The organism is Kribbella sancticallisti (assembly GCF_039530625.1).
Taxonomy (GTDB): Bacteria; Actinomycetota; Actinomycetes; order Propionibacteriales; family Kribbellaceae; genus Kribbella; species Kribbella sancticallisti.
Genome location: NZ_BAAAOS010000062.1, coordinates 1 through 26065 on the forward strand (window position 1 = coordinate 1; position 26065 = coordinate 26065).

At 68.7% G+C, this 26065-nt stretch carries 26 protein-coding genes; 8 read left to right on the forward strand and 18 right to left on the reverse strand.

The window, feature by feature from the left end:
- From ABD255_RS38400 to ABD255_RS38425, 6 genes are all read right to left on the reverse strand, one after another.
- The coding region (locus tag ABD255_RS38400) for a hypothetical protein (protein WP_344221732.1) at positions 1 to 355 on the reverse strand (355 nt) is incomplete at its 3' end.
- 1 nt (position 356) lies between these two features.
- Positions 357 to 1682: a glycosyltransferase gene (locus tag ABD255_RS38405; protein WP_344221733.1), complete on the reverse strand. Its 1326-nt coding sequence runs from the start codon at positions 1680 to 1682 to the stop codon at positions 357 to 359.
- Positions 1679 to 2773 (reverse strand): glycosyltransferase, encoded by a 1095-nt coding sequence (locus tag ABD255_RS38410; RefSeq protein ID WP_344221734.1) that lies wholly within the window; start codon positions 2771 to 2773, stop codon positions 1679 to 1681. Before ABD255_RS38410 ends, ABD255_RS38405 begins: the two co-directional genes overlap by 4 nt.
- Positions 2774 to 2775: 2 nt before the next feature.
- A complete protein-coding gene (locus ABD255_RS38415) occupies positions 2776 to 3591 on the reverse strand; it encodes an ABC transporter ATP-binding protein (protein WP_344221735.1) in 816 nt (271 codons plus the stop codon).
- Positions 3578 to 4444: an ABC transporter permease gene (locus ABD255_RS38420; RefSeq protein WP_344221736.1), complete on the reverse strand. Its 867-nt coding sequence runs from the start codon at positions 4442 to 4444 to the stop codon at positions 3578 to 3580. Before ABD255_RS38420 ends, ABD255_RS38415 begins: the two co-directional genes overlap by 14 nt.
- 336 nt (positions 4445 to 4780) lie before the next feature.
- On the reverse strand, positions 4781 to 5074 hold the full coding sequence (locus tag ABD255_RS38425; RefSeq protein ID WP_344221737.1) for a hypothetical protein: 294 nt from the start codon (positions 5072 to 5074) through the stop codon (positions 4781 to 4783).
- A 461-nt stretch (positions 5075 to 5535) separates the two neighbouring features.
- Here ABD255_RS38425 and ABD255_RS38430 point away from each other — a divergent pair, with 461 nt between their 5' ends.
- Positions 5536 to 6528, forward strand: coding sequence for a helix-turn-helix domain-containing protein (locus ABD255_RS38430; protein ID WP_344221738.1), 993 nt, complete (start codon positions 5536 to 5538; stop codon positions 6526 to 6528).
- 54 nt (positions 6529 to 6582) lie between these two features.
- Here ABD255_RS38430 and ABD255_RS38435 read toward each other — a convergent pair whose 3' ends face one another.
- Positions 6583 to 7668, reverse strand: a complete 1086-nt coding sequence (locus tag ABD255_RS38435; RefSeq protein ID WP_344221739.1) for an aspartate-semialdehyde dehydrogenase — start codon at positions 7666 to 7668, stop codon at positions 6583 to 6585.
- Between the two features lie 17 nt (positions 7669 to 7685).
- The gene (locus ABD255_RS38440; RefSeq protein ID WP_344221740.1) at positions 7686 to 8954 is read right to left on the reverse strand and encodes an aspartate kinase; all 1269 of its coding nucleotides are present in this window, start codon (positions 8952 to 8954) and stop codon (positions 7686 to 7688) included.
- Between the two features lie 262 nt (positions 8955 to 9216).
- On the opposite strand from ABD255_RS38440, the gene ABD255_RS38445 reads away from it, so the two are divergent.
- The 4 genes from ABD255_RS38445 (at position 9217) to ABD255_RS38460 (ending at position 11191) form a co-directional block, all read left to right on the forward strand.
- A complete protein-coding gene (locus tag ABD255_RS38445; RefSeq protein ID WP_344221741.1) occupies positions 9217 to 9561 on the forward strand; it encodes an ArsR/SmtB family transcription factor in 345 nt (114 codons plus the stop codon).
- Positions 9554 to 10093 (forward strand): SRPBCC domain-containing protein, encoded by a 540-nt coding sequence (locus tag ABD255_RS38450; RefSeq protein WP_344221742.1) that lies wholly within the window; start codon positions 9554 to 9556, stop codon positions 10091 to 10093. The genes ABD255_RS38445 and ABD255_RS38450 overlap by 8 nt, the downstream gene beginning before the upstream one ends.
- A gap of 89 nt (positions 10094 to 10182) precedes the next feature.
- Positions 10183 to 10725: a dihydrofolate reductase family protein gene (locus ABD255_RS38455; protein WP_344221743.1), complete on the forward strand. Its 543-nt coding sequence runs from the start codon at positions 10183 to 10185 to the stop codon at positions 10723 to 10725.
- 46 nt (positions 10726 to 10771) lie between these two features.
- Positions 10772 to 11191 carry a MerR family transcriptional regulator gene (locus tag ABD255_RS38460; RefSeq protein WP_344221744.1) on the forward strand — a complete coding sequence of 140 codons (420 nt, stop codon included), beginning with the start codon at positions 10772 to 10774 and terminating at the stop codon, positions 11189 to 11191.
- On the opposite strand, the gene ABD255_RS38465 is transcribed toward ABD255_RS38460, so the two are convergent.
- Positions 11188 to 12396, reverse strand: coding sequence for an MFS transporter (locus tag ABD255_RS38465; RefSeq protein ID WP_344221745.1), 1209 nt, complete (start codon positions 12394 to 12396; stop codon positions 11188 to 11190). The genes ABD255_RS38460 and ABD255_RS38465 overlap by 4 nt on opposite strands.
- A 79-nt stretch (positions 12397 to 12475) precedes the next feature.
- On the opposite strand from ABD255_RS38465, the gene dinB reads away from it, so the two are divergent.
- Positions 12476 to 13675 carry a DNA polymerase IV gene (gene dinB, locus ABD255_RS38470; RefSeq protein WP_344221746.1) on the forward strand — a complete coding sequence of 400 codons (1200 nt, stop codon included), beginning with the start codon at positions 12476 to 12478 and terminating at the stop codon, positions 13673 to 13675.
- A 23-nt stretch (positions 13676 to 13698) separates the two neighbouring features.
- Here dinB and ABD255_RS38475 read toward each other — a convergent pair whose 3' ends face one another.
- From ABD255_RS38475 to ABD255_RS38485, 3 genes are all read right to left on the reverse strand, one after another.
- On the reverse strand, positions 13699 to 14355 hold the full coding sequence (locus ABD255_RS38475; RefSeq protein WP_344221747.1) for a hypothetical protein: 657 nt from the start codon (positions 14353 to 14355) through the stop codon (positions 13699 to 13701).
- An 85-nt stretch (positions 14356 to 14440) separates the two neighbouring features.
- Entirely contained in the window at positions 14441 to 16102 is a 1662-nt protein-coding gene (locus ABD255_RS38480; RefSeq protein ID WP_344221748.1) for a catalase, read from the reverse strand.
- On the reverse strand, positions 16102 to 16632 hold the full coding sequence (locus tag ABD255_RS38485) for a Fur family transcriptional regulator (RefSeq protein WP_344221749.1): 531 nt from the start codon (positions 16630 to 16632) through the stop codon (positions 16102 to 16104). The genes ABD255_RS38480 and ABD255_RS38485 overlap by 1 nt, the downstream gene beginning before the upstream one ends.
- A 75-nt stretch (positions 16633 to 16707) precedes the next feature.
- Here ABD255_RS38485 and ABD255_RS38490 point away from each other — a divergent pair, with 75 nt between their 5' ends.
- Positions 16708 to 17100 carry an ankyrin repeat domain-containing protein gene (locus tag ABD255_RS38490; protein WP_344221750.1) on the forward strand — a complete coding sequence of 131 codons (393 nt, stop codon included), beginning with the start codon at positions 16708 to 16710 and terminating at the stop codon, positions 17098 to 17100.
- Between the two features lie 80 nt (positions 17101 to 17180).
- On the opposite strand, the gene ABD255_RS38495 is transcribed toward ABD255_RS38490, so the two are convergent.
- The 5 genes from ABD255_RS38495 to rfbA form a co-directional block, all read right to left on the reverse strand.
- Positions 17181 to 17837: a DUF5063 domain-containing protein gene (locus tag ABD255_RS38495; protein WP_344221751.1), complete on the reverse strand. Its 657-nt coding sequence runs from the start codon at positions 17835 to 17837 to the stop codon at positions 17181 to 17183.
- Complete coding sequence (recR, locus tag ABD255_RS38500; RefSeq protein WP_020391097.1) at positions 17830 to 18429, reverse strand: recombination mediator RecR; 600 nt, start codon at positions 18427 to 18429, stop codon at positions 17830 to 17832. Before recR ends, ABD255_RS38495 begins: the two co-directional genes overlap by 8 nt.
- Before the next feature lies 1 nt (position 18430).
- Entirely contained in the window at positions 18431 to 18949 is a 519-nt protein-coding gene (locus tag ABD255_RS38505) for a YbaB/EbfC family nucleoid-associated protein (RefSeq protein WP_344221752.1), read from the reverse strand.
- Positions 18950 to 19363: 414 nt separating this feature from the next.
- Entirely contained in the window at positions 19364 to 22435 is a 3072-nt protein-coding gene (locus tag ABD255_RS43965; RefSeq protein WP_425554639.1) for a DNA polymerase III subunit gamma and tau, read from the reverse strand.
- A gap of 234 nt (positions 22436 to 22669) precedes the next feature.
- On the reverse strand, positions 22670 to 23542 hold the full coding sequence (gene rfbA, locus ABD255_RS38515) for a glucose-1-phosphate thymidylyltransferase RfbA (protein ID WP_344221753.1): 873 nt from the start codon (positions 23540 to 23542) through the stop codon (positions 22670 to 22672).
- Between the two features lie 36 nt (positions 23543 to 23578).
- Between rfbA and ABD255_RS38520 the strand changes: the two genes are divergently transcribed.
- Complete coding sequence (locus ABD255_RS38520) at positions 23579 to 24412, forward strand: aminoglycoside 6-adenylyltransferase (protein WP_344221754.1); 834 nt, start codon at positions 23579 to 23581, stop codon at positions 24410 to 24412.
- Positions 24413 to 24422: 10 nt separating this feature from the next.
- On the opposite strand, the gene ABD255_RS38525 is transcribed toward ABD255_RS38520, so the two are convergent.
- Positions 24423 to 26048: a long-chain fatty acid--CoA ligase gene (locus tag ABD255_RS38525; RefSeq protein WP_344221755.1), complete on the reverse strand. Its 1626-nt coding sequence runs from the start codon at positions 26046 to 26048 to the stop codon at positions 24423 to 24425.
- Positions 26049 to 26065 lie beyond the last annotated feature (17 nt).

Consider the following 26065-nt stretch of genomic DNA (forward strand, 5'->3'; position numbering starts at 1 on the left):
AGTCGCTGGGGGCGACTGCTTCGGGAACCGTGCTGGCTTCGGCTGCCGCGTCGGCGTCGGTGACGGCTTCGGGGGCCGGAGCCTTGGCGGCCTCGCCCACCGGCGCCGGTACGGCGTCCGCGGCGGCGGCCGGTACGGCGTCCGCGGCGGCCGACTCGACCGCGGGCTCGGTGGCGACGGGCATGCGGCCCGGGCCGATCAGGGTGAAGCTGTCGACCAGGCCTTCGACGGGTCCGGCCGGCGCGACCCAGCCGACGACGTCCAGACCGAGGTCCGGGCGCCCGCCCAGGTCAGCCTTGACCGTGTCGAAGTACGTCGGGGGAAGCCGACGGGTGCTGAGGAGTACGACCTTCATCTCAGACCCCCACCTTCACGACGCCGCCGAGTGCTTCGATCCGCGGATCGAGTTGCAGATCACGCCGGTAGCCGGCGCCGAACTCGCGGGCCTTCGCCCGGATCCCCTCGTCGGCCGTGCGGGCCGCATGGGCCGCCTCGACGAGCGCGTCGGCGATCGTCTCGGGGTCCTCGATGTCCTTGACCGGGAACCACAGCGGGTGCCCACGCAGTACGTCGGAGGCCGCGTTCATCGAGTCGTGCACCGACACGATCGGCAACCCGGTCGCCAGGTACTCGAACACCTTGCCACTCGTCACGTACCGGCCCTTGCCGAGCATCAGCAACTGCACGTCGAACTCGTCGTACGCCTTGGCGATCTCGGCCTTGCCGACCGGGCCCTCGTAACTGACCCCGTCGTCGGCGGCGGCGTTGATGATGCCGAGCATGTCCGCCCGCGGCTGGGCGTAGTACCCCAGGTATCCGTGGATCTTGACCTTCGCGTCCCGCAGGTCCTCGGACCGCTCCTTGGCCAACTGCCAGCCCTTGACGAAGTCCGCCAGCGGAACCTTCGGCGACACGGTTCCGACGTAGCCGAAGACCAGCGGACGGTCGACCACCGCGCCGCGGTCGTGCGTGTTCGGGACCAGGTCCGGGTCGAAGCCGTTGGCGACCGTGTGCATCTTGCCGGCGTGGTCGGGGTAGAGGTCCTTGTGCCAGTCGAGGATCGGGTCGTTGACGAACCAGACCTCCTGGGCGGACTCCACCAACTTGCGCTCCCAGCGGGCGGCGCGGCTGTTCGGCTCGTGCAGCCGGTCGCCGCTGAAGACGTCCAGCAGCCACGCGTCGCGGTAGTCCATCACGTACGGCACCTTGAACTTCTGGTGCAGGTGGTACGCCGCGGTGAACGCCACGTGCGGGTTCGCCGTCGCGACGGTCAGGTCCACCTTGTTCTCCTGGTGGATCCGCTCGGCCGCCTTCTCGATCGTGCCGCGCCACGGCCCGTACCCCGTTTCCGGGAAGGGGATCTGGTCACGCTTGGTGCGCAGCTTGCTCCACAGCTTCGGGTTCGCCGCCCGGGACCGCGACCACTTGCGCAGGTCGGCCTCCAGGATCGGCCACTCGAACGGGACCCGGACGACCTCGACGTCCGGGTGGATCCGCTCCTCCAGGGTCTCGTCGGCCCCGGTGAACCGGTAGAACGTCTCGCGGTCCGCGGTCAGCACGGTGACCCGCCAGCCCTGTTCGGCGAAGCGGTTCGCCGTCGCCAGCGCGCGGTAGACACCGCCGCCCCGGCAGGGCGGATAGCCCCAGCAGACGTACAGCATGTGTGGGCGGGCCTGATTCATGCACTTCCTCGCAGCAGGTCTTGGATTGCGTCGGCCATTTCGTCGTACGGCGTGGTCGCGGGCAGGTGGTCCGCGGCCCACTGGAGCGCGCAGTCGCGCAACTTCTCCAGCTCACCGGGGTCCTCCGACCAGCGGAGCAACGTCGCCGCGGCCTCGGCGACGTTGTCGATCAGGACGCCACCGCCGGACTCCTCGATGATCCTCGTCTGGCGGGGCAACCGGGTGGAGAGCACCGGCAGTCCGCTGGCAAGGTATTCGTAAATTTTGGACGGCATCGCCTCGACGAAGGCCGGGGTCTCCTGCAGCAGCGCCAGGCCGGCCCAGGCTCCCTCGGCGATCCGCCAGGCTTCGGCCGGTGGCTGGCGGCCGTGCAGCCGGACCCGGCCCGCGACATCGGGCTCCTCGATCCGTCGTTCCAGCCGCTCCCGATCGGCACCGGCGACCGGTCCGATCAGGTCCAGCGACCAGCCGGGCGCGGCCGCGATCATGTCGACCATGTCGAACAGCCCGCGGCTCTCGCGCAGGTCGCCGACGTACACCACCCGGGGTGATCCGGTCGGGCCGGAAGGGGCCAGAAAGGCAGCGACCGGCTGGTTGGTCACAACCATCCGGTGCTTGGCCTGGTGCGGTGCCAGGTGAGAGTCCGCCACGACGGTGAGATCCGCCCCGGCGGCGAGCCGGGTACTGGCATAGACCATCAGCCGGGCGGGCAGCCCGATCGGTCCTCTGGCCCAGGCCCGGTCAGCGAGCAGCCGGCCGTAGTCCTCGTGGACGTCGGCCACCATCCGGCGGCGGCGCAGGGTGGTGACGAGACGGGTGATCGGGATCATGTCCGGATCGACCGTGATGACCACCTTGGCGGAGGTCCGCCAAGGCAGTACCGCGGTCCGGGCCAGCCGCTGCAGCAGGTTCCCCCGGTCGCCGGCGTGGATCTCCGCGCCGGCGGGCCCGCCGGCCGGGTCGCCGAGACCCCACAGCTCGACGCGCAGACCCCGCTGCCGCAGGGCTGCGGTGATCTTGTGCAGCCGCGCGTCGGCGACGTCGTGGCCGGACGTGATGATGCCCACGTCCGGCGCCAGGGTGGATCGCATCGTCAGAGGTCCTCGAGGGAGACGGATTCCTGTTCGCCGACCTGGAGGAACTTGGTGTACGCGGCGATCACCTCGTTGGGCTCGCCGCGCATCATCAACTTGCCCTTGTGCAGCCAGATGCAGTCGTCGCACAGATCCCGGACGCTGCTCATCGCGTGGCTGACCAGGAACATCGTCCGGCTGTTGTCGACCAGCTCCCTCATCTTGGCCGCGGCCTTGGTCTTGAAGGACGCGTCACCGGCCGACAGGGCCTCGTCGATCAGCAGGATGTCGGGGTCCATGTGCACGGCCACCGAGAAGGCCAGCCGGCTGAACATGCCGGACGAGTACGTCCGCATCGGCATCTCCATGAAGTCCCCGAGCTCGGCGAACTCGGCGATCTCCTCGTACCGGGCCTGGATAGCCTTGCGGCTCAGGCCCGCGGCCAGGCCGCCCAGGACGACGTTCTCGCGGCCGGACAGTGCCGCGTTGAAGCCGACGCCGAGGGACAGCAGCGTGCTGACCCGGCCGTGCACCTCGATCCGGCCCTCGGTCGGCGGCAGGATGCCGGCCAGGGCCCGCATCAGGGTGGACTTGCCGGCACCGTTGGCGCCGATGATCCCGATCGTGGTGCCGTGGTCGACGTCGAACGAGACGTTCTGGACCGCCTTGACCTCGCGGACCGCCCGCTCGCCGCGGCCGAACCGGACCAGCGCGCTCTTGAAGGTTGGAACCCGCTCGAACGTGGTCCGGTACGTGATGGACACGTCCTGGACCTTGACCGCGGGCGTGCCCTGGCTCTTCTCCATCGCCTTCTTCTCGGCCTCAGAGACGGACAACGAACTCACGCTCCCTCGACATGAAGAACAACGAGCCCACCAGGGCCGCCGCGACCGCCCAGCCCGCCGCGCCCAGCCACATCGTCAGCTCCGGAATGTCACCGCGGACCAGCAGGTCGGTCCAGCCCCCGAGCAACGCGTACAGGGGGTTGAACTGGATGAAGCTCTTGAACTTCGCCGGGGCGTCCTCGGCGAACCACAGCACCGGGGACAGGTACAGCCAGATCCGGACGAAGTACGGCAGGAAACTGGTGGTGTCGCGGAAGTACACCTGCAGGGCGGCGAAGATCATCCCCATGCCCGCCGCGAAGACCGTCAGCATGATCAGGAACGCCGGCGCGAGCAGCATCGCCCAGTGCAGCGGCTGGCGCATCAGCAGGTGGATGGCCAAGTAGACGACCATCGTCGGCAGGAAGCGGAAGAAGGCCGTCCGCAGCGCCGACAGGGGAAGCAGCATCCGGGGGAACGACATGTTCATCAGCAACTTGCCGCCGCCGACCACGCTGGCCGCACCGGCCGTCATCGCGCCCGAGAAGTAGTAGAAGGCGAACAGACCGCCACACATGTGCGCGAAGCGTTCCGCGCCATCGGTCTTGGCGGCGCCGCCGGCGATGATGTCCACCAGCAGGTAGTAGACGCCCGCGAGCAGCAGCGGGTTCAGAACCAGCCACACCTGACCGAAGAACGTGTTGGTGTTCGCCGCCCGGATCCCGGTCCGGGACATCTCGGCCGCGAACTCCCGACGCTCCCAGAGCGCCTTGAAGTAGGGCCGCAGGGGCGGCAGCCCGACCTTGTGCGGTTCGTACACATGCACCGACGGGTTGAACTCCTCGTCGACGCTAGTCGCGTTCATTCAGGCGACGCCTCTCTGGGGACAGTCGTAGTCATCGAAGATCGAACAACAGTCATTCGCACTTCGCCTAATTAGGTCGACCACCGTTCGATCGATTTAGTTCGACGGTGGCCGCGGTCCACGACGACGGGGCCACGCAAACCGGAAGCAGAGTAGCGGATTGGCGTCGTAGCCGACGACACAGCGTGCCTCCTGGGTGAGCAGCGACGCACAGAGGGCTACCAAACGCCGCCACCCGACCGACAGGGCCTTCCCCTGCCGATCGTTATCTGGAATATACATTTGACACGCTACGGCAGGCCAATCGCCGACAGCGGCGAGGGCCCCGGGTGTCGCTCAGAAAATGCAGCAGGCCGTCCGGTACGCCGGAACCGCGGCGAGCCGGCCGGAGTCGGCGCCGAAGCCGGGGCCGAGGTTGCTGCCGGCGGAACCCGGACTGGGCAGGGCGGTCAGCTCGCGCTGAGCGGTGTCCGTCGTGGCACCGCATCCCGTGGACAGCCTCACCATCCACGGAAGCTCGCCTGCCGTCGTCCGGGTTCCACCGGCGACCCGGGGGCCCTGACCACCTTGGGCGGAGGTGGTCCGGGCACTCGCCGAGTTCACCGGCACGATGACCAGGGCGGCGGTCATCGCACCCAGGCCGAAAGCCCTGTGACGCTTGGGCAGAACCTGACGCAACGGTTGCTGCACGTGGGTTCCCTCCTCCTCGGCCTCACGATGGAGTTGCACAGTTTGTACACCCTCCGGCACAGCGGGTGATGGCACGGGAGTGCGAGGGCACCGATGCGCCGGGATCGAGACCCAACCGAAACGGCGTTCGCTGACGGGAAAGCGAACAAAGGCCAGAATTGGAACAGCAGCCCGGCGGCGCTCAGGTGGTCCGTCGCCGGGCTGCTGGACCTCAATTCTCGCTCACGACTGCGCGGAAATGGTGGCCAGATGGTGACACGGCACAAGAATGCTGACAGAACAACAAAGATCGCTCGGTGCGTCCGCCGCAGTACGGACAGTACCGAGAACATTTTCCTTGTCGTTCTACGCTGGAGCGGCGGTAGCCCGCGGTGACCGCACTCGGGAGGGAGGGGAGAGTCGTGAGCTCGACCGACACGGAGCGTGCGGACCATTTACGCGTGCTCGGCCTGAACGACGACGAGATCCGGGTCTACCAGCACCTGCTGCGGACCGGGCCCTCCTCGGTGACCGAACTGGACCAGGCGGTTCCCGACCGGGCCGCGGGGATCGACACCACCCTCGGCGGACTGGTCCAGGCCGGTCTGGCCCGACGATCCGGCTCCGACCACTCCAGGTTTCTGCCCGTGCCACCCGACGCCGGCCTGGAGGCGCTGACGCTGCGCCGCGAGTCCGAGCTGAAGCAGGCCCGGATCGAGGTGCTGAACGCGTACGACGAGTTCCGCCGGACCGTGCACAACGAGTCGACCACGCACCTGATCGAGGTGGTCACCGGCAGCGCGATCGTCGAGCGGATCCACCAGATCAAGGACAGCGCCCAACGGGAGATCCTCGCCATCGACACCCCGCCGTACTACCTGGGCGCGGGGCCGAACCAGGAGGAGATCGAGCAGCTCAAACGCGGCGTCTCCTACCGGGTGGTGTACTCGCCCGAGTCGGTCGAGGTGCCGGGCTACCTGACCGAGAACATCCTGCCCTGCGTGGAAGCCGGCGAGCAGGCGCGGGTGCTTCCCGACGTTCCGGCGAAGCTGACCATCATCGACGGGTCCATCGCGTTCGTGTCGATGTCGGTGCGCGACACCGACGTGAACCGGTCGTTGCTGATCATCCGGCCGAGCAGTCTGCTGACCGCGCTGCTCGGCATGTTCGAGCTGTGCTGGCGCAATGCCCTTCCCCTGCACGCGTCCGTGGGCTCGGAGGACGACCGGCTGGAGCCGATCGAGCGCCGCCTGCTGGCCCTGCTGGCGACCGGCGCCGCCGACGACACGATCGCCCGCACCCTGGGCATCAGCCGCCGGACCTTCTTCCGCTACCTGGAACGCCTGATGAACCGCACCGGCGCGAGCACCCGCTTCCAGCTCGCCCTGCACGCGGCCCGCGAGAACTGGCTCTGACCGACAGCACAAGGGCCGCTGACAGCGCGTCAGCGGCCCTTGTGCTGGAGAGATCTAGCGAGCCCGGGTGAACTCCTTGGCCACGACCTCGGCGATCTGCGCGGTGTTCAGGGCCGCGCCCTTGCGCAGGTTGTCGCCGCAGACGAACAGCTCGAGCGCCTGCGGGTCGTCCAGCGACTTGCGGATCCGGCCGACCCAGGTGGGGTCGGTGCCGACCACGTCCGCCGGGGTGGGGAACTCGGCCTCCGCCGGGTTGTCGAAGACGAGCACGCCGGGGGCGTCCCGCAGTACCTCGCGGGCCTCGTCGACGTCGACCACCTGGCTGAACCGGGCGTGCACCGACAACGAGTGGGTGGTGATGACCGGGACCCGGACACAGGTCGCGGAGACCTTCAGGTCCGGCAGGTTCAGGATCTTGCGGGACTCGTTGCGGACCTTCAGCTCCTCCGACGACCAGCCGTCGTCCTTGAGCGAACCGGCCCACGGCACCACGTTCATCGCCAGCGGCGCCGGGAACGGGCCGAGCGCGTTGCCGATCACCCGGCGGACGTCGCCCGGCGTCGTACCGAGCTCACGGTTGCCGGCCACCTTCATCAACTGGTCGTAGAGCGCGTCGATGCCTTCCTGACCGGCGCCCGAGGCAGCCTGGTACGAGGCGACGACCAACTGCTCCAGCTCGTAGCGGTGGTGCAGCGCGCCCATCGCCACGATCATCGACAGCGTCGTGCAGTTGGGGTTCGAGATGATCCCCTTCGGCCGGTTGCGGGCCGCCTCGGCGTTCACCTCGGGCACCACCAGCGGCACGTCCGGGTCCATCCGGAAGGCGCCGGAGTTGTCCACCACGACGGCGCCCTTGGAGGCCGCGATCGGGGCCCAGTGCGCGGACACCTCGTCCGGCACGTCGAACATCGCCACGTCGATGCCGTCGAAGGCCTCGGCGCTGATCGCGACGACCTCGACCTCCTCGCCGCGGACCTTGAGCTTCTTGCCCGCGGAGCGCTCGGACGCGATCAGCCGGATCTCTCCCCAGACGTTCTGCCGGGTGGAGAGCAGGGTGAGCATCACCGTGCCGACAGCGCCCGTGGCGCCGACCACCGCCAGCGAGGGGAGCCCGGTCCGGTCCTCGGTCTGATCATCCATCGAAGCGCTCACAGGTGTCACCGTCCAGTTCCTCCGTACACGACAGCTTGGGTGTGCTCGTCGTCCAGGTCGAATGCAGTGTGCGCCGCTGTGACGGCCGCGTCCACCAGGTTCTCGTCGACAACCACCGAGATCCGGATTTCGGATGTCGAGATCATCTCGATGTTGACGCCGGCGTCGGCCAGCGCGGAGAAGAACTTCGCCGAGACGCCGGGGTGCGAGCGCATCCCGACGCCGATCACCGACACCTTGCCGATCTGGTCGTCGTACAGCAGTTGCTCGTAGCCGACCTCGTCCTTCATCCGGGCCAGCGCGGACATCGCCCGGGAGCCGTCGGAGCGGGGCAGGGTGAAGGAGATGTCGGTCCGGTTGGTGGCGACCGCGGAGACGTTCTGGACGATCATGTCGATGTTCGTCTCGGCGAGGGCCACCGTCTCGAAGATGCGCGCGGCCTCGCCCGGCTTGTCGGGCACGCCGACCACGGTGATCTTGGCCTCGCCGCGATCGTGGGCAACGCCGGAGATGATCGCCTGTTCCATGTTCTGAATATCCTTCGCATCGACGACCCAGGTGCCTTCCTTCTGCGAGAAGGAGGAGCGCACGTGGACGGGGACGTTGTAGCGCCGCGCGTACTCCACGCAGCGCAGGTGCAGCACCTTGGCGCCGCAGGCAGCCATCTCGAGCATCTCCTCGTAGGAGATCCTCGGGATCTGCTTCGCGGCCGGCACGATCCGCGGGTCCGCGGTGAAGATGCCGTCCACGTCGGTGTAGATCTCGCAGTAGTCCGCCTCCAGCGCCGCGGCCAGCGCGACCGCGGTGGTGTCGGACGCGCCGCGGCCCATCGTGGTGATGTCCTTGGTGTCCTGCGCGACGCCTTGGAAGCCGGCCACGATCGCGACATGGCCCTCGGCCAGCGCGTCCTCGATCCGGCCCGGGGTGATGTCGATGATGCGCGCGTTCCCGTGCGCCGCGGTGGTGATCACGCCGGCCTGCGAACCGGTGAACGAGCGGGCCTCGTAGCCCAGGTTCGCGATCGCCATCGCCAGCAGCGCGGCGGAGATCCGCTCACCCGAGGTGAGCAGCATGTCCAGCTCACGCGGCGGTGGCAGCGGGGAGACCTGGGTGGCCAGGTCCATCAGTTCATCGGTGGTGTCGCCCATGGCGGAGATGACCACCACCACGTCGTTCCCGGCCTTCTTCGTCGCGACGATCCGTTGGGCCACACGCTTGATGCAATCGGCGTCAGCGACCGAAGAACCGCCGTACTTGTGCACGACGCGTCCCACAGCTGTGTCTCCTCAAAGCTTGGTTCCCCAGCAGCTAGCCACTGGTGGCGGTACGCCGTGCGGCGCTGCACCAGGCGTGTTCGTTCGGCTCATTCTAGCTGTGAAGCGCTCGTTGTCTCCCGTCCGACCACGGGCTGGGCCACCCGTCCGGCGACCCGGTGGACCGTCTGCAGGTTCCCCTGCCGCGGCAGGTTCCGGCCGGAGACCTTCCGGTCCGGCGGACCACTTGCTTATATAAGCCATCACTGAAATACTCGATCGCATGCACGCCTTCGACATCCTCGGCGATCCGGTCCGGCGCCGGATCCTGGAGCTGCTCGCCGACGGCGAACTACCGGCCGGCAGCATCGCGGCCACCATCGGCGCCGAGTTCGGCATCAGCCAGCCCGCCGTCTCCCAGCACCTGCGCGTACTGCGCGACAACGGCTTCGCCACCGTCACCATCGACGGCACCCGGCGGCTGTACTCCGTCGACACCGGCCCACTGCAGGAGATCGACGCCTGGCTTGATCGCTACCGCAGGTTCTGGACGAACCGGCTCGACGCCCTCGACACCGAGATCCGCCGCGGCCGCCGCGCCACCCGCAAGGAGCCCGGCGATGCCTGACCCGACCGGCGTGAGACCTTCCCCGCCCCACCACCCCGGTCGCTGGTTCGGCCCGACCGAGCGGGCGATCAGCCGCTCCGGCGAGCGTCGTACGGTGCTGCTGCGACGCCCGTACGACGCGACGCCGGCGGAGTTGTGGTCAGCCTGGACCGAGCCCGAGCGGATCGCCCGCTGGCTCGGCGAGATCACCGGCGACCGCGTTCTGGGCGGCGAGATCCGGCTCACGATGACGCCGCAGGACATCCCGGTCCTACGTATCGAGGCCTGCGAGGAGCCGCACCGGCTGGTCGTCACCTGGTCCACGCCGACCGAGCCCAATTCACAGGTCGAACTGCTCCTCGAATCCGAGGGCGACACCACCCTGCTGACTCTGCGGCACGCCGTGACCGGCGAGGAGCGGGCCGCCGGACTGGGGTACGGGTGGGAGGACTTCCTCAACCGGCTGCACGAGTTCCTGGCCGGTCGCGATCCGGCGGCGGTCTCCTGGAGCGCCGCTGAGGAGGAACTTCTCCCGCTCTGGAAACTTCTCTGAAAAAACTTCCCGCCGGGATGTCGAGCAGGGCGCGGGCCGGTCGACGCGTCGGTGAAAGCACGATCACCGACCACGACAGGAGTACCACCATGAGGAAGATCGTCGCCAGCCTGTTCATCTCGCTCGACGGTGTCGTCGAGGCGCCCGATACCTGGCACTTCCCGTACTTCAACGACGAGATGGGCGCGGTCATCGGCGCCCAGGTCGCCGACTCCGACACGATGCTGCTCGGCCGCAACACCTGGCAGGAGTTCGCCGGGTTCTGGCCACAGCAGGGCGCCGACGTCGAGATGGCGACGCAGATGAACGAGGTCGCCAAGCTCGTCGTCTCGACCACGCTCGACAGTGTCGACGGCTGGCAGAACTCCACCCTGCTGAAGGGCGACCCGATCGAGGAACTGACCGCGATCAAGTCGACGCCGGGCAAGAACCTCAACGTCGTCGGGAGCGTCACGCTGGTCCGCTCGCTGCTGCGCGCGAAAGTGCTGGACGAGCTGCACCTGCTGGTCCACCCGATCGCGGTCGGCCACGGCGTTCGGCTGTTCGACGAGGGCGAGACCCAGCCGCTCGCGCTGGTCTCGGCGACCACCTTCGAGACCGGGGTCCTGCACACCGTCTACCGACCGGCGTGATCCCGGAGCTTGACCTGGAGTGCACTCCAGGTTGCATGCTGCAGACATGATCGAACTGACGCAAGACGCCGGTGTCACCATCGGGGAGGCCTCGAGGATCTCGGGCCTCCCCGTGGAAACCCTGCGGTATTACGACCGCGAGGGGTTGTTCGGAGACCTGCCGAGGGATACCGGCGGGCGACGGCGATTCACCCGGGACGCACTCGGGTTGCTCGACGTCCTGCTCCGGCTGCGGCGTACCGGGATGCCGGTCGAGCAGGTCCGCGAGTTCGCCGAGCAGATCCGGGCCGGCGACCAGCAGCGGGCCGGGCGGCTCGCGTTGTTGCGGAGCCACCGGGAACGCGTCGCGATGGATCTGGCCCAACTGCAGGCCGATCTCGAGGTGATCGACTGGAAGATCGCCGCCTACCAAGCGGCCGAGGACGGCAACGACCCGCCACCGCGCGAGTCGATGACGGGGAACTAGGCGGTGACGGCCACCTCTTCCACCGACTCGTCGACCGGCCGGTGCGGCGGCACGTGCAGCAGGGACAGGGCAGCCGCGAGGACGAGGATGGCGGCCAGCACCCAGACGTAGCGAACGCCGAACGATTCGACGACCACACCCGCGATCGCGGAGCCGACGGCGCCACCGGCCATTCCGGCGCTGCCCATCCAGCCGAAGACCTCGGTGCGGACGGAGTCCGGCGTCATCGCTCCCAGCCGCTCGTACAGAGCGCCGACCATCGGCGCCAACCCGCAGCCCGCCAGCAACAGCGCGGCACCCAGCGCGACCGGCGACCACGTCGCGAAGACACAGACCACCATTCCCGCCGACACCATCAGGGCCCGGCGCCAGACGTACGACTTCCGCCGCCCGGGCAGCGCGCCCACGATCACGCCGCCGACCAGGCTGCCCACGGCCCACACCGTCTCCAGCACCCCCGCGATCAGCCGGTTCCCGTGATCGTCGGCGAACGCCACGATGCCGAGCGAGATCGACGCGAAAGCCGTGACGGAGAAGGCGAAAGCGAGAATCAGCGGCAGCCGGTAGCGGTGCCAGAGCAACTGCGGCGCGGTCAGTCGCGCTCCGGTCGACTCGTCGTGCGGAGTCGCCGGCTCCTGCCGCAGCCCGAACCACCAGATCGAGATTCCCGCGGCAATCGCGGCACCCAGTACTCCGGCCCGCGGGCTGGCGAAGCTGACCACCAGCGCCCCGAGCATCGGGCCGATCGCGAACAGCACCTCCTGCGCGGTGGCGTCCAGCGCGTAGACAGCGCGCAGCCGCGACCCGCGGACCAACCGCGGCCAGGCGGCTCGCAGCGTCGCGGTGACCGGGGAGACGAAGGCACCGGCCACGCCGGACACCAGCGGCATCAGCCGGTACCACTCGGCCGGCAGCAAGGCCAGCACAGCCATCGCCACACCCCAGGCGACCCCGGTCCCGATCACCACCCCGCGACCCCCGCGTCGGTCGGCCAGGCGTGACCAGAGCGGCCCGCCCACGGCCATCCCGACGGAGTAGGCACCCGCCACGACCCCGGCCCAGCCGAAGTTGCCTGCGGCGTCCTTCGCCAGGAACGACATCGGCACGAGCGAGGCGATCACCGGGATCCGGGCGAACACCGCCGAGGTCAGGAGCGAGAAGACGCCACGGGTCTGCCAGAGCGCACGGTAAGCCGACAGGTCCATAGACCGCATTCTGTCCTGTCAGGACTGGCCGGCGCCTCGGGATTTCTCCCTATTCGTCACGCTGAGACTATGCGAACATATGTTCGTGCCCATCGGGGAAGCGAACATCCTGCATGCCGATCTGGACGCGTTCTACGCGTCGGTCGAGCAGCGGGACGACCCACGCCTGCGCGGCCGGCCGGTGATCGTGGGGGCCGGCGTGGTCCTCGCCTGCAGTTACGAGGCGAAGGCGTACGGGGTGCGTACCGCGATGAACGGCGGCCAGGCGTTCCGCCGCTGCCCTCAGGCGATCGTGGTCCAGCCCCGGATGTCGGCGTACTCCGAGGCGAGCAAGGCGGTCTTCAAGGTGTTCGAGAACACCACCCCGCTGGTCGAGGGACTGTCGATCGACGAGGCCTTCCTGGACGTCGGCGGCCTCCGCAAGATCGCCGGTACTCCGGTCGACATCGCCCGGCGGCTGCGTTCCGAAGTACTGGCTCAGGTGGGATTGCCGATCACGGTCGGGGTGGCTCGGACGAAGTTCCTGGCGAAGGTGGCGAGCGGGGTCGCCAAGCCGGATGGACTGCTGCTGGTCCCACCCGACGAGGAACTGGAATTCCTTCACCCGTTGGCGGTTGAGCGGCTCTGGGGAGTCGGCGAGGTGACGGCGGAGAAGTTGCGCAACCGCGGGCTGACGAAGGTCGGAGACGTCGCGATGCTGCCCGAGGCGGCGTTGGTCGCGATGCTCGGCCGGGCCTCGGGGCGGCACCTGCACGCGCTCGCGCACAACCGCGACCCGCGGCCGATCGAGGTCGGCAAACGCCGGCGGTCGATCGGGTCCCAGCGCGCACTCGGACGCTCACCGAAGTCGCCGGAGACGCTGGACGCGGTACTGGCCGGGCTGGTGGATCGGGTGACGCGACGGATGCGATCGGCCGGCCGGGCCGGGCGGACGGTCACACTGCGCCTGCGGTTCGACGACTTCACCCGAGCGACCCGCTCCCATACGTTGCCGCAGGCAACTGGTCAGACGCGGGCCGTCCTGATCACGGCCCGGGCGCTGATGGCGGCGGCCCGGCCACTGATCGAGAAGCAGGGCATCACCATGGTCGGCATCTCGGTCGGCAACCTCGAGAACGAGCAGACCGTCCAACTCGCCCTCCCCTTCGACAAGGCCGCGAACGACGAACTCGACTCGGCCCTCGACCACGTCCGCGACAAGTTCGGCACCAATGCCGTGACTCGGGGCATCCTCCTCGGCCGGGACCAGGGCCTCACGGTCCCGATGCTGCCGGACTGACCGGCCCCGTCGCAGGGCGGCGGCTACGGCCGCGGGTAGCCGATCTCGGCGATGTCGTCCTTGAGGTTCTTGAGCATGACCTCTGGATTCAAGGCGGTGATGACCTCCTCGGTGAGAGGCATCAGCGCATAGACGTGGGCGATCGCGTCCAGTTCGAGAGCGACCTCGTAGTAGTCCTCGGCGAAGGTCAGGTACGCCTCGGGCCGCCCTTCCGCCAGCAACTTGAAGAGCCAGTCGGCGCCATCTTTGTCGGCGCCCTCGACCGGACCGCACAACCACCGCTCGTCAGCGGGCGTGCGCCAGAAGCAGACGGTCACCTTGCGGTCTCCGTTGTGATGCAGGAAGGCCGGTTCGTCCAGGGCCGGCGCGAGGCTGTCGGGAACTCCGATGAAGAGCCCGGGCCACGGCTCTGCCGGCGATCGCCCCCACGGCGACAGCGGCGACTCGTGGTCGAAGCCCTGCGCGATGGCACCGTCGGGCGAGAAGACGATCGAGTACTCGTCGCCTGACCCGTTCCGCATCAACGCGGTCTCCTCGGTCGGCGACCACCGCGAGTCGAAGCCGAAGTACCGGTACTCCGGCTCCGGGCTCAGCACCGCGTCGAGCATCGCCAGCGCGCGGCTCATCCGGCGCACCTTGTCGATCTCGGGCAGCCGGGCGATCAGTTCATAAACGGACACCCGGTTCATTCAACCTGGTCCCGCCCCGCCTCGCGAGCTCGCCGGATGGACCTGTGGACGGCGACCTCGCGAGGCTGCGGCTCGGCTAGCGCTCGACGACGACTCGCTTATTCGGCACGCAGTGGGTCATCGTCAGTCCGCTGACGTCCCGCGTGCCGTTCTTGCCGAGGTTCGCCAGGCGGTTGAGTTCCTCCTCGGTGAGCGACTGGGTGGCCAGCGGCTCGAGGTGGCTGACGTCGGCCGGGGTGATCCCCAGACCGTCGCCGACCCGCAGGCCCAACTCGTCCTCCGCCATCAGGAAGTGCCACACCATCCGCTCCTGGATCGGGCGGTCGCACTGGCTCAGCGCGTCGACCAGGTTGGCCACCAGGTCGTCGCGCTCCCACTGCTCCGACAGCAGGTAGCGCTCGCCGGCCTGCTTGTAGTCGTTGGTCCGCGGGATGCGCTTGCGGGTCAGCCGGCCGGTGATCTCCGGACCCTGCTCGTCATGCGCGGGGTACTCGGCCTCACGCAGCCCGCCGAGGATGGACGGCTCGTAGTTGACGTGCGGGTTCTGGCCTTCGCCGAGGTCGACGCCGTACGCCATCTGGCCGTCGCGCTGGTTGGTGGCGACCTTCGCCTTCGCCGCGTTCACCGGCAACTGCAGGTAGTTCGGGCCGACGCGGTACCGCTGGGTGTCGCTGTAGCTGAACGTCCGACCGACCAGCATCTTGTCGTCGGAGAAGTCCAGGCCGTCCACCAGTACGCCGGTACCGAAGGCGATCTGCTCGTTCTCGGCGAAGAAGTTCTCCGGCGCCCGGTTCAGCACCATCTTGCCGACGGCGTGCAGCGGGAACACCTCCTCCGGCCACACCTTGGTGTCGTCAAGCGGGTCGAAGTCGAGCTCCGGGTGCTCGTGGTCGTCCATCATCTGCACCAGCAACTCCCACTCGGGATAGTCGCCGCGCTCGATGGCCTGGTAGAGGTCGCGGGTGTGCGAGCCGAGGTCGGTGGCCTGGATGTTGGCCGCGTCCTCGGCGGTGTAGGACTCCACGCCCTGTTTGGGAATCCAGTGGTACTTGATCAGCTTGGTCTCACCCTGGGCGTTCACCCACTTGTAGGTGTTCACGCCGAAGCCCTGCTGGGTGCGGTAGCTCGCCGGGATACCCCGCGGGCCGAAAACCAGCGTGACCATGTGCAGAGCCTCGGGCGACTGGCTGAGGAAGTCGAACGCCCGGTTGGGGTCCTGCCGCTCGAAGGTGACCGGGTCGGGCTTCTGCGAGTGGATGAAGTCCGGGAACTTGATCGCGTCGCGGATGAAGAAGACGCCCAGGTTGTTGCCGACCAGGTCCCAGTTGCCGTCCTCGGTGTAGAACTTCACCGCGAAGCCACGCGGGTCGCGGGCCACCTCGGAGGAGTCCCGGCCGCCGGCGACGGTGGAGAACCGGATCGCCAGGTCGGTGCGCTTGCCCTTCTCCTGGAACAGCTTGGCCCGGGTGAAGACGGACGCGGGCTGGTCCCCGACGGCGCCGTACGCCTCGAAGTAGCCGAAAGCGGTGGTACCCCGGGCGTGCACCACCCGCTCGGGGATGCGCTCGCGGTCGAAGTGGCTGATCTTCTCCAGGAACTGGTAGTTCTCCAGCGTGGCCGGGCCGCGGGCGCCGATTGTGCGCTGGTTCTGGTTGTCATGGACCGGGTGGCCCTGACGGTTGGTCAGGACCGGGCGCTTGGCGCCGGGCTCCGGCTGCTGGGAGGACGCGGTGGTCATTACGGCTGCCCTTTCGTGTACGTCGGTTGGGGCTCGGGATGTCCTTCGGCGGCACCGCGATCGGCAGCACCGCGTTCGGCGGCACGGCGATCGGCGGCACGGCGATCGGCGGCACAGGTGGGGCAGAGGCCCCAGAAGATGACCTCGGCCTCGTCCACGACGTACCCGGCGTGGCTCGAAGGCTCCAGGCAGGGTGCGGCTCCGACGGCGCAGTCGACGTCGGTGGTCAGCCCACAGGCCCGGCAGATCAGGTGATGGTGGTTGTCGCCGACACGCGTCTCGTACCGGGTGGGGTGTCCCGCCGGCTCGATCCGCCGGACGATTCCGGCGCTGGTCAGAGCCTCGAGACAGTCGTACACGGCTTGGGTGGACACCGAGCCGAGCCGGTTCCTGACCCGGTCGGCCAGGTCGGCGACCGTGACGTGCTCATGGCTGGAACCAGCCGTGTCGAGGAGCTCCAGAACGGCGATCCGGGGCTTGGTCACCCGCAGACCGACCGCACGGAGACGAGTGGTGGCCGAGTCGGACATGTACCCATCGGACACGATAAACTGGAATCATTCAAGTTTTGGGCGTGTCAGGCGACGTCGCCCTACGATCGAACGGTGGCTGAATTGACCGAATCCGAGCTCGACTATCTGCGTTCGCTGTTCGACCTGGCGCGCGGCGGTGAGACCGAGCAACTGACCGCCACTGTGGACGCCGGAGTACCGGTGAACCTCACCAACAGCACGGGCGACACGCTGCTCATCCTCGCGGCGTACCACCAACATCCGGAGACGGTCCGGGCGCTTCTCGACCGCGGCGCCGATACGGCGCGGGTCAACGACCGAGGGCAGACCGCCCTCGCCGCCGCTGTCTTCCGTCAGTCGGCCGACAGCGTGAACCAATTGCTCGCGGCCGGCGCCGACCCCGCCCTGGGGACGCGATCGGCGCTCGACATCGCGAGCTTCTTCGAGCTGCCCGAGATGCTCGAACTGCTCACTCAGCGACGCTGAAACCTACTCAGCACCGCTGGCTTGCTCAGCACCGCTGGCTTGCTCAGCAGTGCTGGCTTGCTCAACGGCGCTGAACTTACTCAACGGCGCTGAACGGCTTCCTCGGCGACCTCGACGAGCTCGCGGTCCGTCGCCTCGGTCTCCGGGTCGTGCGCCGGCTCCAGCCGGTCGTGCGCGATCAGCGACTGGATAGCCCGCAGTACTGCGCTCGCGGCCGCGCCCCAGGTGGAGACGTAGGAGAACTGCCACCACCACAGCGCCTCGACGACCCGGCCCTCCTCGTAGTGCGCGAGGCCGTGCACCAGGTCGGTGGCGATCGCCGTCAGGTCGTCGGAGAGCCGGTTCACGGTGATCTCCGGCGGAGCGGCGTACGGGTCGAAGACCTCGGCGTACTCGTCCAGGCCCTCGAACAGGATCGCGAGCCGGTTGCGCATCGCGTCCAGGTCCGGGTCCGGGCCCGCGTCGCTCTCGAACCGCTCCTCCGGGACGAAGTCCTCGAACGCCCCGAGCCGGCCGCCCGCCAGCAGCAACTGGCTCACCTCGAGCAGGAGGTACGGCAGCGAGGCCAGGCCCTCGTCCACGCCGTCCTCGTCGGGCTGCGCAGCGATGTCGCGGACGGAGATCAGGAAGCTCCGGACCTGATCCGCGATCTGCTCGGCGAACTCGAGCAGGTCCTCGGAATCCGTCGCCAACGCTCGCTCCGCGATATCCACTGGACTATCGGTTGATTCAGTCATCGATCGATCGTCGCCCTTCAAACGCCCGTCCGAGTGTGACCTCGTCGGCGTACTCGAGGTCACCGCCTACTGGAAGTCCACTAGCCAAACGGGTGACGCGCAACCCCATGGGCCGGAGTAACCGGCTCAGATAGGTGGCTGTCGCCTCACCTTCGAGGTTCGGATCGGTGGCCAGGATGATCTCGGTCACCTCTCCGCTGGCGAGCCGCTGCATCAATTCCCGGATCCGCAGCTCGTCCGGTCCGATCCCCTCGATCGGCGAGATCGCGCCGCCGAGGACGTGGTAGCGGCCGCGGAACTCGCGGGTCCGCTCGATCGCGACGACGTCCTTGGCCTCCTCGACCACGCAGATCAGCGCGAGGTCGCGGCGCGGATCGCGGCAGATCCGGCACTGCGTCTCCTCCGAGACGTTGCCGCAGATCTCGCAGAACTTGACCTTCTCCTTGACCTGAACCAGCACGTGGGCCAGCCGCCGGACGTCGGTCTCGTCGGCGGAGAGAAGGTGGAAGGCGATCCGCTGTGCGGACTTCGGACCGACCCCGGGGAGCCGGCCGAGCTCGTCGATGAGGTCCTGGACGGCCCCTTCGTACACGTCAGCCCGGGTTCTGACCGGGCAGACCGGTCGTGCCGCCAGGGTTCGCGAACCCGATCCCCGGGCGGCTGTCGTTTTCTGGGCGGCTGTCGTTTCCGGGCCGGCCGTCGATCGCCGGCGCGGTCGGGTCGTCGCTGTCGTCGTCGCCGAAGCCGCCGTCATCGCCGAAGCCGGGCATCCCGGGCAGTCCGCCGCCGAGCCCACCGGCCAGCGGGCCCATCGCCTGGGCAGCCACCGCCTTCGCGTTCTCCGAGGCGTCGCGGACCGCGGCCACGATCAGGTCGGCCAGCGTCTCGGTGTCGTCGGGGTCGACCGCCTGCGGCTTGATCGTCAGGCTGAGCAGATCACCGGTCCCGGACACCAGCGCGGTCACCAGGCCGCCACCCGCGGAGCCCTCGATCTCCTGGCTCTCCAGGTTGGCCTGCGCCTCCATCAACTGACTCTGCATGGCCTGCGCCTGAGCCAGCAGGTTGGACATGTCGAAGCCCCCAGCGCCCTGCGCACCGCCACCGTCGAACACCGCGATCTCCCGTCCGAGCTGCTTCCCGTTCCACTTGCTCCCCGAGCCTAGCCGGTCTCGGGGACAACCCAATCCGGTGGGATCCGCCCGTGGGAAACCGATGAGTCTCCCAAGCCTTCTCCACAACTTGTGGACACCTTTATCCACACCCTGTGGATGATCATGTCCTCTGCCGTCGCACAAAGCGCGCCACCCATCCCCAACCACCGTCCACCGCTGTGGATGAACCCCAGGAAAACATTCGAGAACGAGGCGCCGTGCCCGCGGCGCGAAGCGGCCTGTGGACAGCACCGTCGCCACCTGCGGCCTACCGACCGGACCGACGGTGTCTGGAAGATCACCGGGAAGACCGCCACCCGGCTCAAGGCAGGGTTCGGCAACACCCGGCCCGGGGGTACGTGCGGGGCTACCAGGTCAGTTGGGTTCTTCGCTGATGATTTGGGCGCCGAGGGTTTCGCTGAGGAGGTCGGTGTGGCTGCGGGAATCCTCTTCGAGGATCACGTCGTCCTCGCCGATCGCCTCGGCTTCCTCCTCCGGAGTGAGAGGCGCCTCGTCGACCTGAACCTGCGCGGCGCGGCGGGTCTGCTCGGCCGCGACGGCTGCCTCGGCGGCTCGGCGCTTGCTCGCAGCTTGTTCGCGGCGGTTTTCGGCGACGTGCTCAGGACTGGCCGCCGGCGCGGGCGGTCCACCAGCCTGCTGATCCGCCTGCAGCCCAGCCTGCTGATCCGCCTGCTCGTTCTCCGCCGGAGCGTCCTGTACTGCGACCGCCTGCGCCCCGGCGGTCACCACCGACGCCTGCACCGCGGTAGCCACGGCACCACTCGCGGCGGGGGCGGTCGCAGTACTGGGGGCGGAGTGGGCGTCGGTTGCGCCCTGTCCGTTGGGAGCAGGGCTGCTAGGTGCATCCGCGCGACCGGAAGGAGCATTGCCGCCCGATCCGCCGGAGGGTGGTCCGGCCGCGGGAGGAGCATCCCAGGAAGAACCGGCGGGGGGAGCATCCCAGGAGGAAGAAGGCGGTGAACTCGGCGGAGGCGGCGCCGCGGGCGGGGCCGCACCGGGATCACTGGACGGGTCAACCACGGCCTCAACGCGACGGTTCAGCCCGATGGTGTCGATCATGGCTTGACGGAGAATCTCGTCACTGCCGGACCGAGCGAAACTCTCCCGCGCACCGGCATTCACCAGCCCGAGCGTGAGGGTCTGCTCGTCGATTGCGATGACCTGCGCGTTCTGGCTCAGCATGATCCACGCGAACCGCCGCTTGGCCTTCACCGCCTCAAGAATCTCCGGCCACAACCGCCGAACATCAACCAACCCCACCGCCCCAGCAGACGCCCCGGCCGTCACACCGGCGCTCGGAGCCTGAGCCGCGGAGCCTGCCGCTGCACCGCCTGGCCCGGAGCCACCCGGAGCTGCGCCTCCCGCGTAGCCGCCCGAGGCTGTTCCACCCGACGCGGAGCCTGCCGCACCGCCTGGTCCGGAGCGGCCCGCGGCCGCACCGCCCGCAGAGCCGCCCGGAGCTGCGCCGCCCGCGAAGCCGCCCGGAGCTGTGCCGCCCGTCGCGGAGCCTCCGGGTGCGGTGCCGCCGGTCGATCCGGGGGCTGCCTGCGCGCCGCCCGGGGTGGCTGTGGGCTCGTCGCCCCAAGCCCCGGACCGGGACCCGGTGTTGTCGCCCGCCGAGGCCGGCGCCTGCCGCCCGTGGGACTGGGCAGCTACGCCGCCCGAGGCCGACGCCCCGCCGTGAGCTGACCCGCCAGCGCCGGCTGACACGCCGCCTTGCGCCGAGGCGCCGCCTTGCGATGAGGCGCCGCCTTGCGCTGGCATGCCGCCTTGCGCTGAGGCGCTGTCATGCGCAGAGGCTCCGCCGTGAGCGGACCCTCCGGCGCCGCCGGACGCGCCGTCGTGTCCTGAGGCGCCGCCGTGACCAGACCCGCCGCCAGCCGACGCGGCGGCCTGCCCTGAAGCAGTGCCTTGAGTTGACCCGCCGGTGCCAGCGGACGCGGCGGCGGGTGTCTGGGAAGCTGCGGGCTGGTTCGCTCCCGAGGTCTGCGAGCCGGAGGCCGCAGGGGCGTGCGATTGGTGGAGCGCAGCGGATTGCGGTTGCTGGGCCGCAGGGGCGTGGGATTGCTGCGACGCAGCGGCGTGGGATTGCTGCGACGCAGCGGCGTGGGATTGCTGGGACGCAGCGGATTGCGGTTGCTGGGGCGCAGCGGCGTGCGACTGAGGCGCGGAGGGATGCGCGGGTGGTGCTGCAGGCGCGGGGGGTGTGGTGCCAGCCGGGAGGGTGGCGATGGTTAGGCGGCGTTCCATGCGGTCTAGGCGGGCCTGGATGCCGTTGGTGGAGTCGTCGGCGCCGGGGAGGAGCACCTTGGCGCAGATCAGTTCCAGTTGGAGGCGAGGGGCCGTGGCGCCGCGCATCTCCAGCAGGCCGGCGGCGACGATGTCGGCGGCTCGGGTGAGCTCGGCGGGGCCGATGCCGGCCGCCTGGGTCTGGAGGCGCTCGCCCTGGTCCTCGGCGGCTTCGATCAGGCCGGAGGCGACCGCGTTCGGTACCGCGGACAGGATCACCAAGTCGCGCAACCGGCGAAGCAGGTCCTCGGCGAAGCGCTTGGGGTCCTGGCCGGTCTCGATCACCTTCTCGATCGTCTCGAAGACGGCCCGGCTGTCGTGCGCCGCGAATCCATCCACACAGGCGTCGAGCAACGAGTCCGGCGTGAACCCGAGAAGTTGCACCGCGAGCTTGTACGTCACCCCGTCGGAGTCGGCGCCGCCGATCAACTGGTCGAGCACGCTCAGCGAATCACGCACCGAACCCGCACCCGCGCGGACCACCAACGGCAGCGCGGCGGGGGCGATGGTCACGCCCTCGGCCTCGCACAGCATCGCCATGTAGTCGGCGAGCGCCTTAGGCGGGACCAGACGGAACGGGTAGTGGTGGGTGCGGGACCGGATGGTGCCGATCACCTTGTCGGGCTCGGTGGTGGCGAAGATGAACTTGAGGTGCGGCGGCGGCTCCTCGACCAACTTCAGCAGGGCGTTGAAGCCCTGCGTGGTCACCATGTGCGCCTCGTCGATGATGTAGATCTTGTAGCGGCTCTCGACCGGCGCGAAGAAGGCTCGCTCCCGCAGGTCGCGCGCGTCGTCGACACCACCGTGCGAGGCGGCGTCGATCTCGATCACGTCGATGCTGCCGGGACCGCCGCGGGCCAGGTCGGTGCAGGACTTGCAGACGCCGCACGGCTCCGCGATCGGGCCCTTCTCGCAGTTGATCGCGCGGGCCAAAATCCGGGCGCTGGTGGTCTTGCCGCAGCCGCGCGGACCGGAGAACAGGTAGGCGTGGTTCACCCGGTTGTTGCTCAGCGCGTTCCGCAGCGGAACGGTGACATGGTCCTGCCCGATCACCTCGGAGAACGTCTCCGGGCGATACCGGCGGTACAACGCAAGGGGTGCTTCCACGACGGCAACCCTAGCGCCGACCCCCGACATTTCCTCCCCACGCCCTCCGACCCCGCACGCCCGCTCCCCCCACGCACCAAGCTGAGTCAAAAGACGACCGCCAAGTCCGGCCCGACACCCAGCACCCGCCACTCGGCACTCGCCACCCGGCACCCGGCACCCGGCACCCGGCACCCGCAACTCACCATCCGCCATCCGGCACTCGCCACTCGGCACTCGGCACTCGGCACTCGGCACTCGGCACTCGGCACCAAGAGCGTCGGTTCAGTGCCGACCCTCCTCGAGCAGGCTGAGGAGATAGTCCCCGTAGCCGGACTTGGGGAGGGTGTTCGCGCAGCGTTGGAGGGCGGCGTCGTCGATGAAGCCGCGGCGCCAGGCGATTTCTTCGGGGCAGCTGATCTTCTGGCCCTGCCGGGTCTCCACCGCGCGGACAAACTCGCCTGCCGCCATCAGGGCCTCGACCGTGCCGGTGTCCAGCCAGGCCGTACCGCGAGGCAGTACTTCGACCTGCAGTCTCTTCTCCTGCAGGTAAACGGCGTTGATCGCCGTGATCTCCAGTTCGCCGCGAGGCGACGGCTGGATCTGCTTGGCGAGGTCGACCACGTCGCTGGAGTAGAAGTACAACCCTGGTACGGCGTACTTGCTCTTCGGTCGCTCGGGTTTCTCCTCGATGCTCAGCGCCCTGCCGTCCTCGTCGAACTCCACCACCCCGTACGCCGACGGCTCCGCCACCCGGTACGCGAAGATCACCCCGCCATCCACGTCGTTGAACCGCTGCAGGTGCAACCCCAGCCCTGGCCCGTAGAAGATGTTGTCGCCGAGAGCGAGCGCGACCGGCTCGGACCCGATGAACGACTCCCCGATCAGGAAAGCCTGGGCGAGTCCCTCGGGCCGCGGCTGTTCGGCGTACGAGATCTCCATCCCGAACTGCGAGCCGTCGCCGAGCAGCCGCTGGAACTGGGCGGAGTCCTCGGGCCGGGTGATCACCAGGACCTCGCGGATGTTCGCCAGGATCAGCGTGGACAGCGGGTAGTAGACCATCGGCTTGTCGTAGATCGGCAGCAACTGCTTGCTGACGCCCAACGTCAGCGGATGCAGCCTCGTCCCGTCGCCGCCGGCCAGGATGATCCCTCGCATTCAAGCCACCCTACTGGCGGTTCTACCCTGTCGTGAGTGACAGACGACTCGCGGACGACAGGCGACGACAGCAGGCAGCGGCTGGTGATCGAGCGAGCCCGGACCGAACTCCCGGCCGACGAGCGGATCCTCGCCGTCTATTTGGTCGGCAGCTACGGCAGCGGCGAGGCGGACGAGTTCAGCGACGTGGATGTCCATTGCGTCGTCACCGACGAAAGCCTGCCGTGGTTCGAGCAGAACTGGATGGAGCCGTTGGCAACGATCGCCGGGCCGACGGTGCTGCTGGACCAAGTCCCGGGCCTGGTCGGCGGCTTGGGGATCACCCCAGACTGGCTGCATGTCGACCTCTTCTTCCAGCAACTAAAGGAATTCGACCGGCACGAGTACGACGGGGTCCGCGTCCTCTTCGACCGGGACGGATCCCTCTTCCCCGACGGCGATCAAGCTCCCCGCGGCGGCCGCCCCGGTACGCCGTACTTGCCCGGGCGCGACGTCAACCTCTTCTTCTACTTCCTCGGGAACCTGGTCACCGTGCTCGGTCGCGACGAGCGGATCGTCAGCAACCAGGGCCTCAATGCCGTGCGCAACCAGTTCATCGTGCTGATGCTCGCCGAACGCGGCGTCCGGCGTACTGGTGGAGCCAAGCGCCTGAACGCCTATCTGTCCGCCGAACAACGCGCCTTCCTCGAGGGGATGCCATCGGCCGGCTCCGATCCAGCCGACGTCATCGCAGCCAACCAGTACCTCTGCCGCGAGTTCGTCCGGCGCGGCACGGCGTTGGCCGAGCGGACCGGACAACCCTGGCCCCAGGCCTTCGTCGACGCCACCTTGGCCCATCTGCGGGCGCATTTCGGCGTCGACTTCGCCTGACGACCCGAACTCAGCCGAGGTGGTAGTCCGCGAAGCGGGATCTCAGATCTTTCTTCGAGAACTTGCCGACGCTCGTCTTCGGAACCTCGTCGATGAACTCGACTGCATCCGGCAACCACCACTTCGCCACCTGCGGCTCGAGGTAGGCCAGGATCTCCTCCGACGTCGCGGACGCACCCTCCTGCAGTACTACGCACGCCAGCGGCCGCTCGTCCCACTTCGGGTGCGGGACTCCGATGACGGCCGCCTCCTTGATCGCCGGGTGCGCCATCAGCAGGTTTTCCAACTCCACCGAACTGATCCACTCGCCCCCGGACTTCACCAGGTCCTTCGTTCGGTCCACGAGCCGGACGGATCCGAAGGCGTCGATCGCGGCCACGTCGCCGGTCTTCATCCAGCCGTCCTCGGTGTTCAGCTCGACACCCTCGTCGGGCCGGTAGTACTCGGCGGCGATCCACGGACCGCGCACCTGAAGCTCACCCGTGGCCTCGTCGTCCCAGGGCAGCGGCGTGATGGACCCCGGCTCGACGATCCGCACCTCGACCCCCGGCAGCGGCAATCCCTGACGCGCCCGGAGCTTCGCCTTCTCGTCCTCCGGAAGATCCGTGTTCCGCAGCGGGACATGGGCGGCGGTCGCCACCGGGCTGGTCTCGGTCATACCCCAGGCCTGCAAAATCGGCTTGCCCAGCTTCTCCCGGAACGCCTCGGACAAGGCGAGCGGCACGGCTGAACCACCGCACGGGATCCGCCGCAGCTTGGGCAGATCCACGCCGTCCAGCAACGGCAGCAAGCCCTGCCAGATGGTCGGAACGCCCGCGGACAGCGTGACCTCCTGCTCCTTCAGCAGCTTGAGAATGCCCTGCGGTGACATGTCCGGCCCTGGGAACACCAGGCTCGCCCCAGCCATCGGCGCTGCGTGCGCGAGACCCCAGGCGTTGGCGTGGAACATCGGAACTACCGGCATCACTGTGTCGGTCTCGTGCAGCCCGATACCCGCGTTGGTGAGCACGCCGATCGAGTGCAACCAGGTCGAGCGGTGCGAGTACACGACGCCCTTGGGGTTGCCCGTCGTCCCGCTCGTGTAGCACATCGCGGCGGCTTGGTTCTCGTCCTCCACGTGGAAGTCGACCGGCTCAGCGGCGGCCAGCAGTTCCTCGTAGTCGTGGAAGCGCGGGTCGTCCGGCACCTCGACGCCCGGGGCTCCGGCCGGCAGGTCATCCATCACCACGACGTGCTGGACCAGCGGCAGCCGGTCGAGCAGCGGCAGGAACAGCCCGAGCAAGGAGCGATCGACGAAGACCACCTCGTCCTCGGCGTGGTTCGCGATGTAGACGACCTGGTCGGGGAAGAGCCGGATGTTCAGCGTGTGCAGGACCCGCCCGGTACACGGCGCCGCGAAGTACAGCTCCAGGTGGCGGCCGGAGTTCCAGGCGAAGGTCCCGACGCGGCCGTCGGAACTGATCCCCAGCGTGTCGAGCACGCCGCCCAACCGTCTGGTCCGCGCGGCCCATTCCGCGTACGTCGTACTAGTGGGCGCGGGGCCTCCGGTGTAGACGGTCTTGTCCGGGAAGAACTGCTCGGCCCGGCCAAAGATCGTGTCCAGAGACAGCTGGTAGTCCTGCATCAGACCCTTCATGGACACACTGTGCCAGC

Excerpts from the sequence above, each read along its gene's own strand:
- ABD255_RS38410 (WP_344221734.1), bottom strand. The coding sequence starts at position 2,773 with ATGCGATCCACCCTGGCGCCGGACGTGGGCATCATCACGTCCGGCCAC.
- ABD255_RS38460 (WP_344221744.1), top strand. The coding sequence starts at position 10,772 with ATGATCGAACTGACGCAAGACGCCGGTGTCACCATCGGGGAGGCCTCG.
- ABD255_RS38405 (WP_344221733.1), bottom strand. The coding sequence starts at position 1,682 with ATGAATCAGGCCCGCCCACACATGCTGTACGTCTGCTGGGGCTATCCG.
- ABD255_RS38445 (WP_344221741.1), top strand. The coding sequence starts at position 9,217 with ATGCACGCCTTCGACATCCTCGGCGATCCGGTCCGGCGCCGGATCCTG.
- rfbA (WP_344221753.1), bottom strand. The coding sequence starts at position 23,542 with ATGCGAGGGATCATCCTGGCCGGCGGCGACGGGACGAGGCTGCATCCG.
- ABD255_RS43965 (WP_425554639.1), bottom strand. The coding sequence starts at position 22,435 with ATGTCGGGGGTCGGCGCTAGGGTTGCCGTCGTGGAAGCACCCCTTGCG.
- ABD255_RS38485 (WP_344221749.1), bottom strand. The coding sequence starts at position 16,632 with ATGTCCGACTCGGCCACCACTCGTCTCCGTGCGGTCGGTCTGCGGGTG.
- ABD255_RS38495 (WP_344221751.1), bottom strand. The coding sequence starts at position 17,837 with ATGACTGAATCAACCGATAGTCCAGTGGATATCGCGGAGCGAGCGTTG.
- ABD255_RS38465 (WP_344221745.1), bottom strand. The coding sequence starts at position 12,396 with ATGGACCTGTCGGCTTACCGTGCGCTCTGGCAGACCCGTGGCGTCTTC.
- ABD255_RS38450 (WP_344221742.1), top strand. The coding sequence starts at position 9,554 with ATGCCTGACCCGACCGGCGTGAGACCTTCCCCGCCCCACCACCCCGGT.
- ABD255_RS38425 (WP_344221737.1), bottom strand. The coding sequence starts at position 5,074 with ATGACCGCCGCCCTGGTCATCGTGCCGGTGAACTCGGCGAGTGCCCGG.
- ABD255_RS38455 (WP_344221743.1), top strand. The coding sequence starts at position 10,183 with ATGAGGAAGATCGTCGCCAGCCTGTTCATCTCGCTCGACGGTGTCGTC.
- ABD255_RS38480 (WP_344221748.1), bottom strand. The coding sequence starts at position 16,102 with ATGACCACCGCGTCCTCCCAGCAGCCGGAGCCCGGCGCCAAGCGCCCG.
- ABD255_RS38525 (WP_344221755.1), bottom strand. The coding sequence starts at position 26,048 with ATGAAGGGTCTGATGCAGGACTACCAGCTGTCTCTGGACACGATCTTT.
- ABD255_RS38420 (WP_344221736.1), bottom strand. The coding sequence starts at position 4,444 with ATGAACGCGACTAGCGTCGACGAGGAGTTCAACCCGTCGGTGCATGTG.
- ABD255_RS38435 (WP_344221739.1), bottom strand. The coding sequence starts at position 7,668 with ATGGATGATCAGACCGAGGACCGGACCGGGCTCCCCTCGCTGGCGGTG.
- dinB (WP_344221746.1), top strand. The coding sequence starts at position 12,476 with ATGTTCGTGCCCATCGGGGAAGCGAACATCCTGCATGCCGATCTGGAC.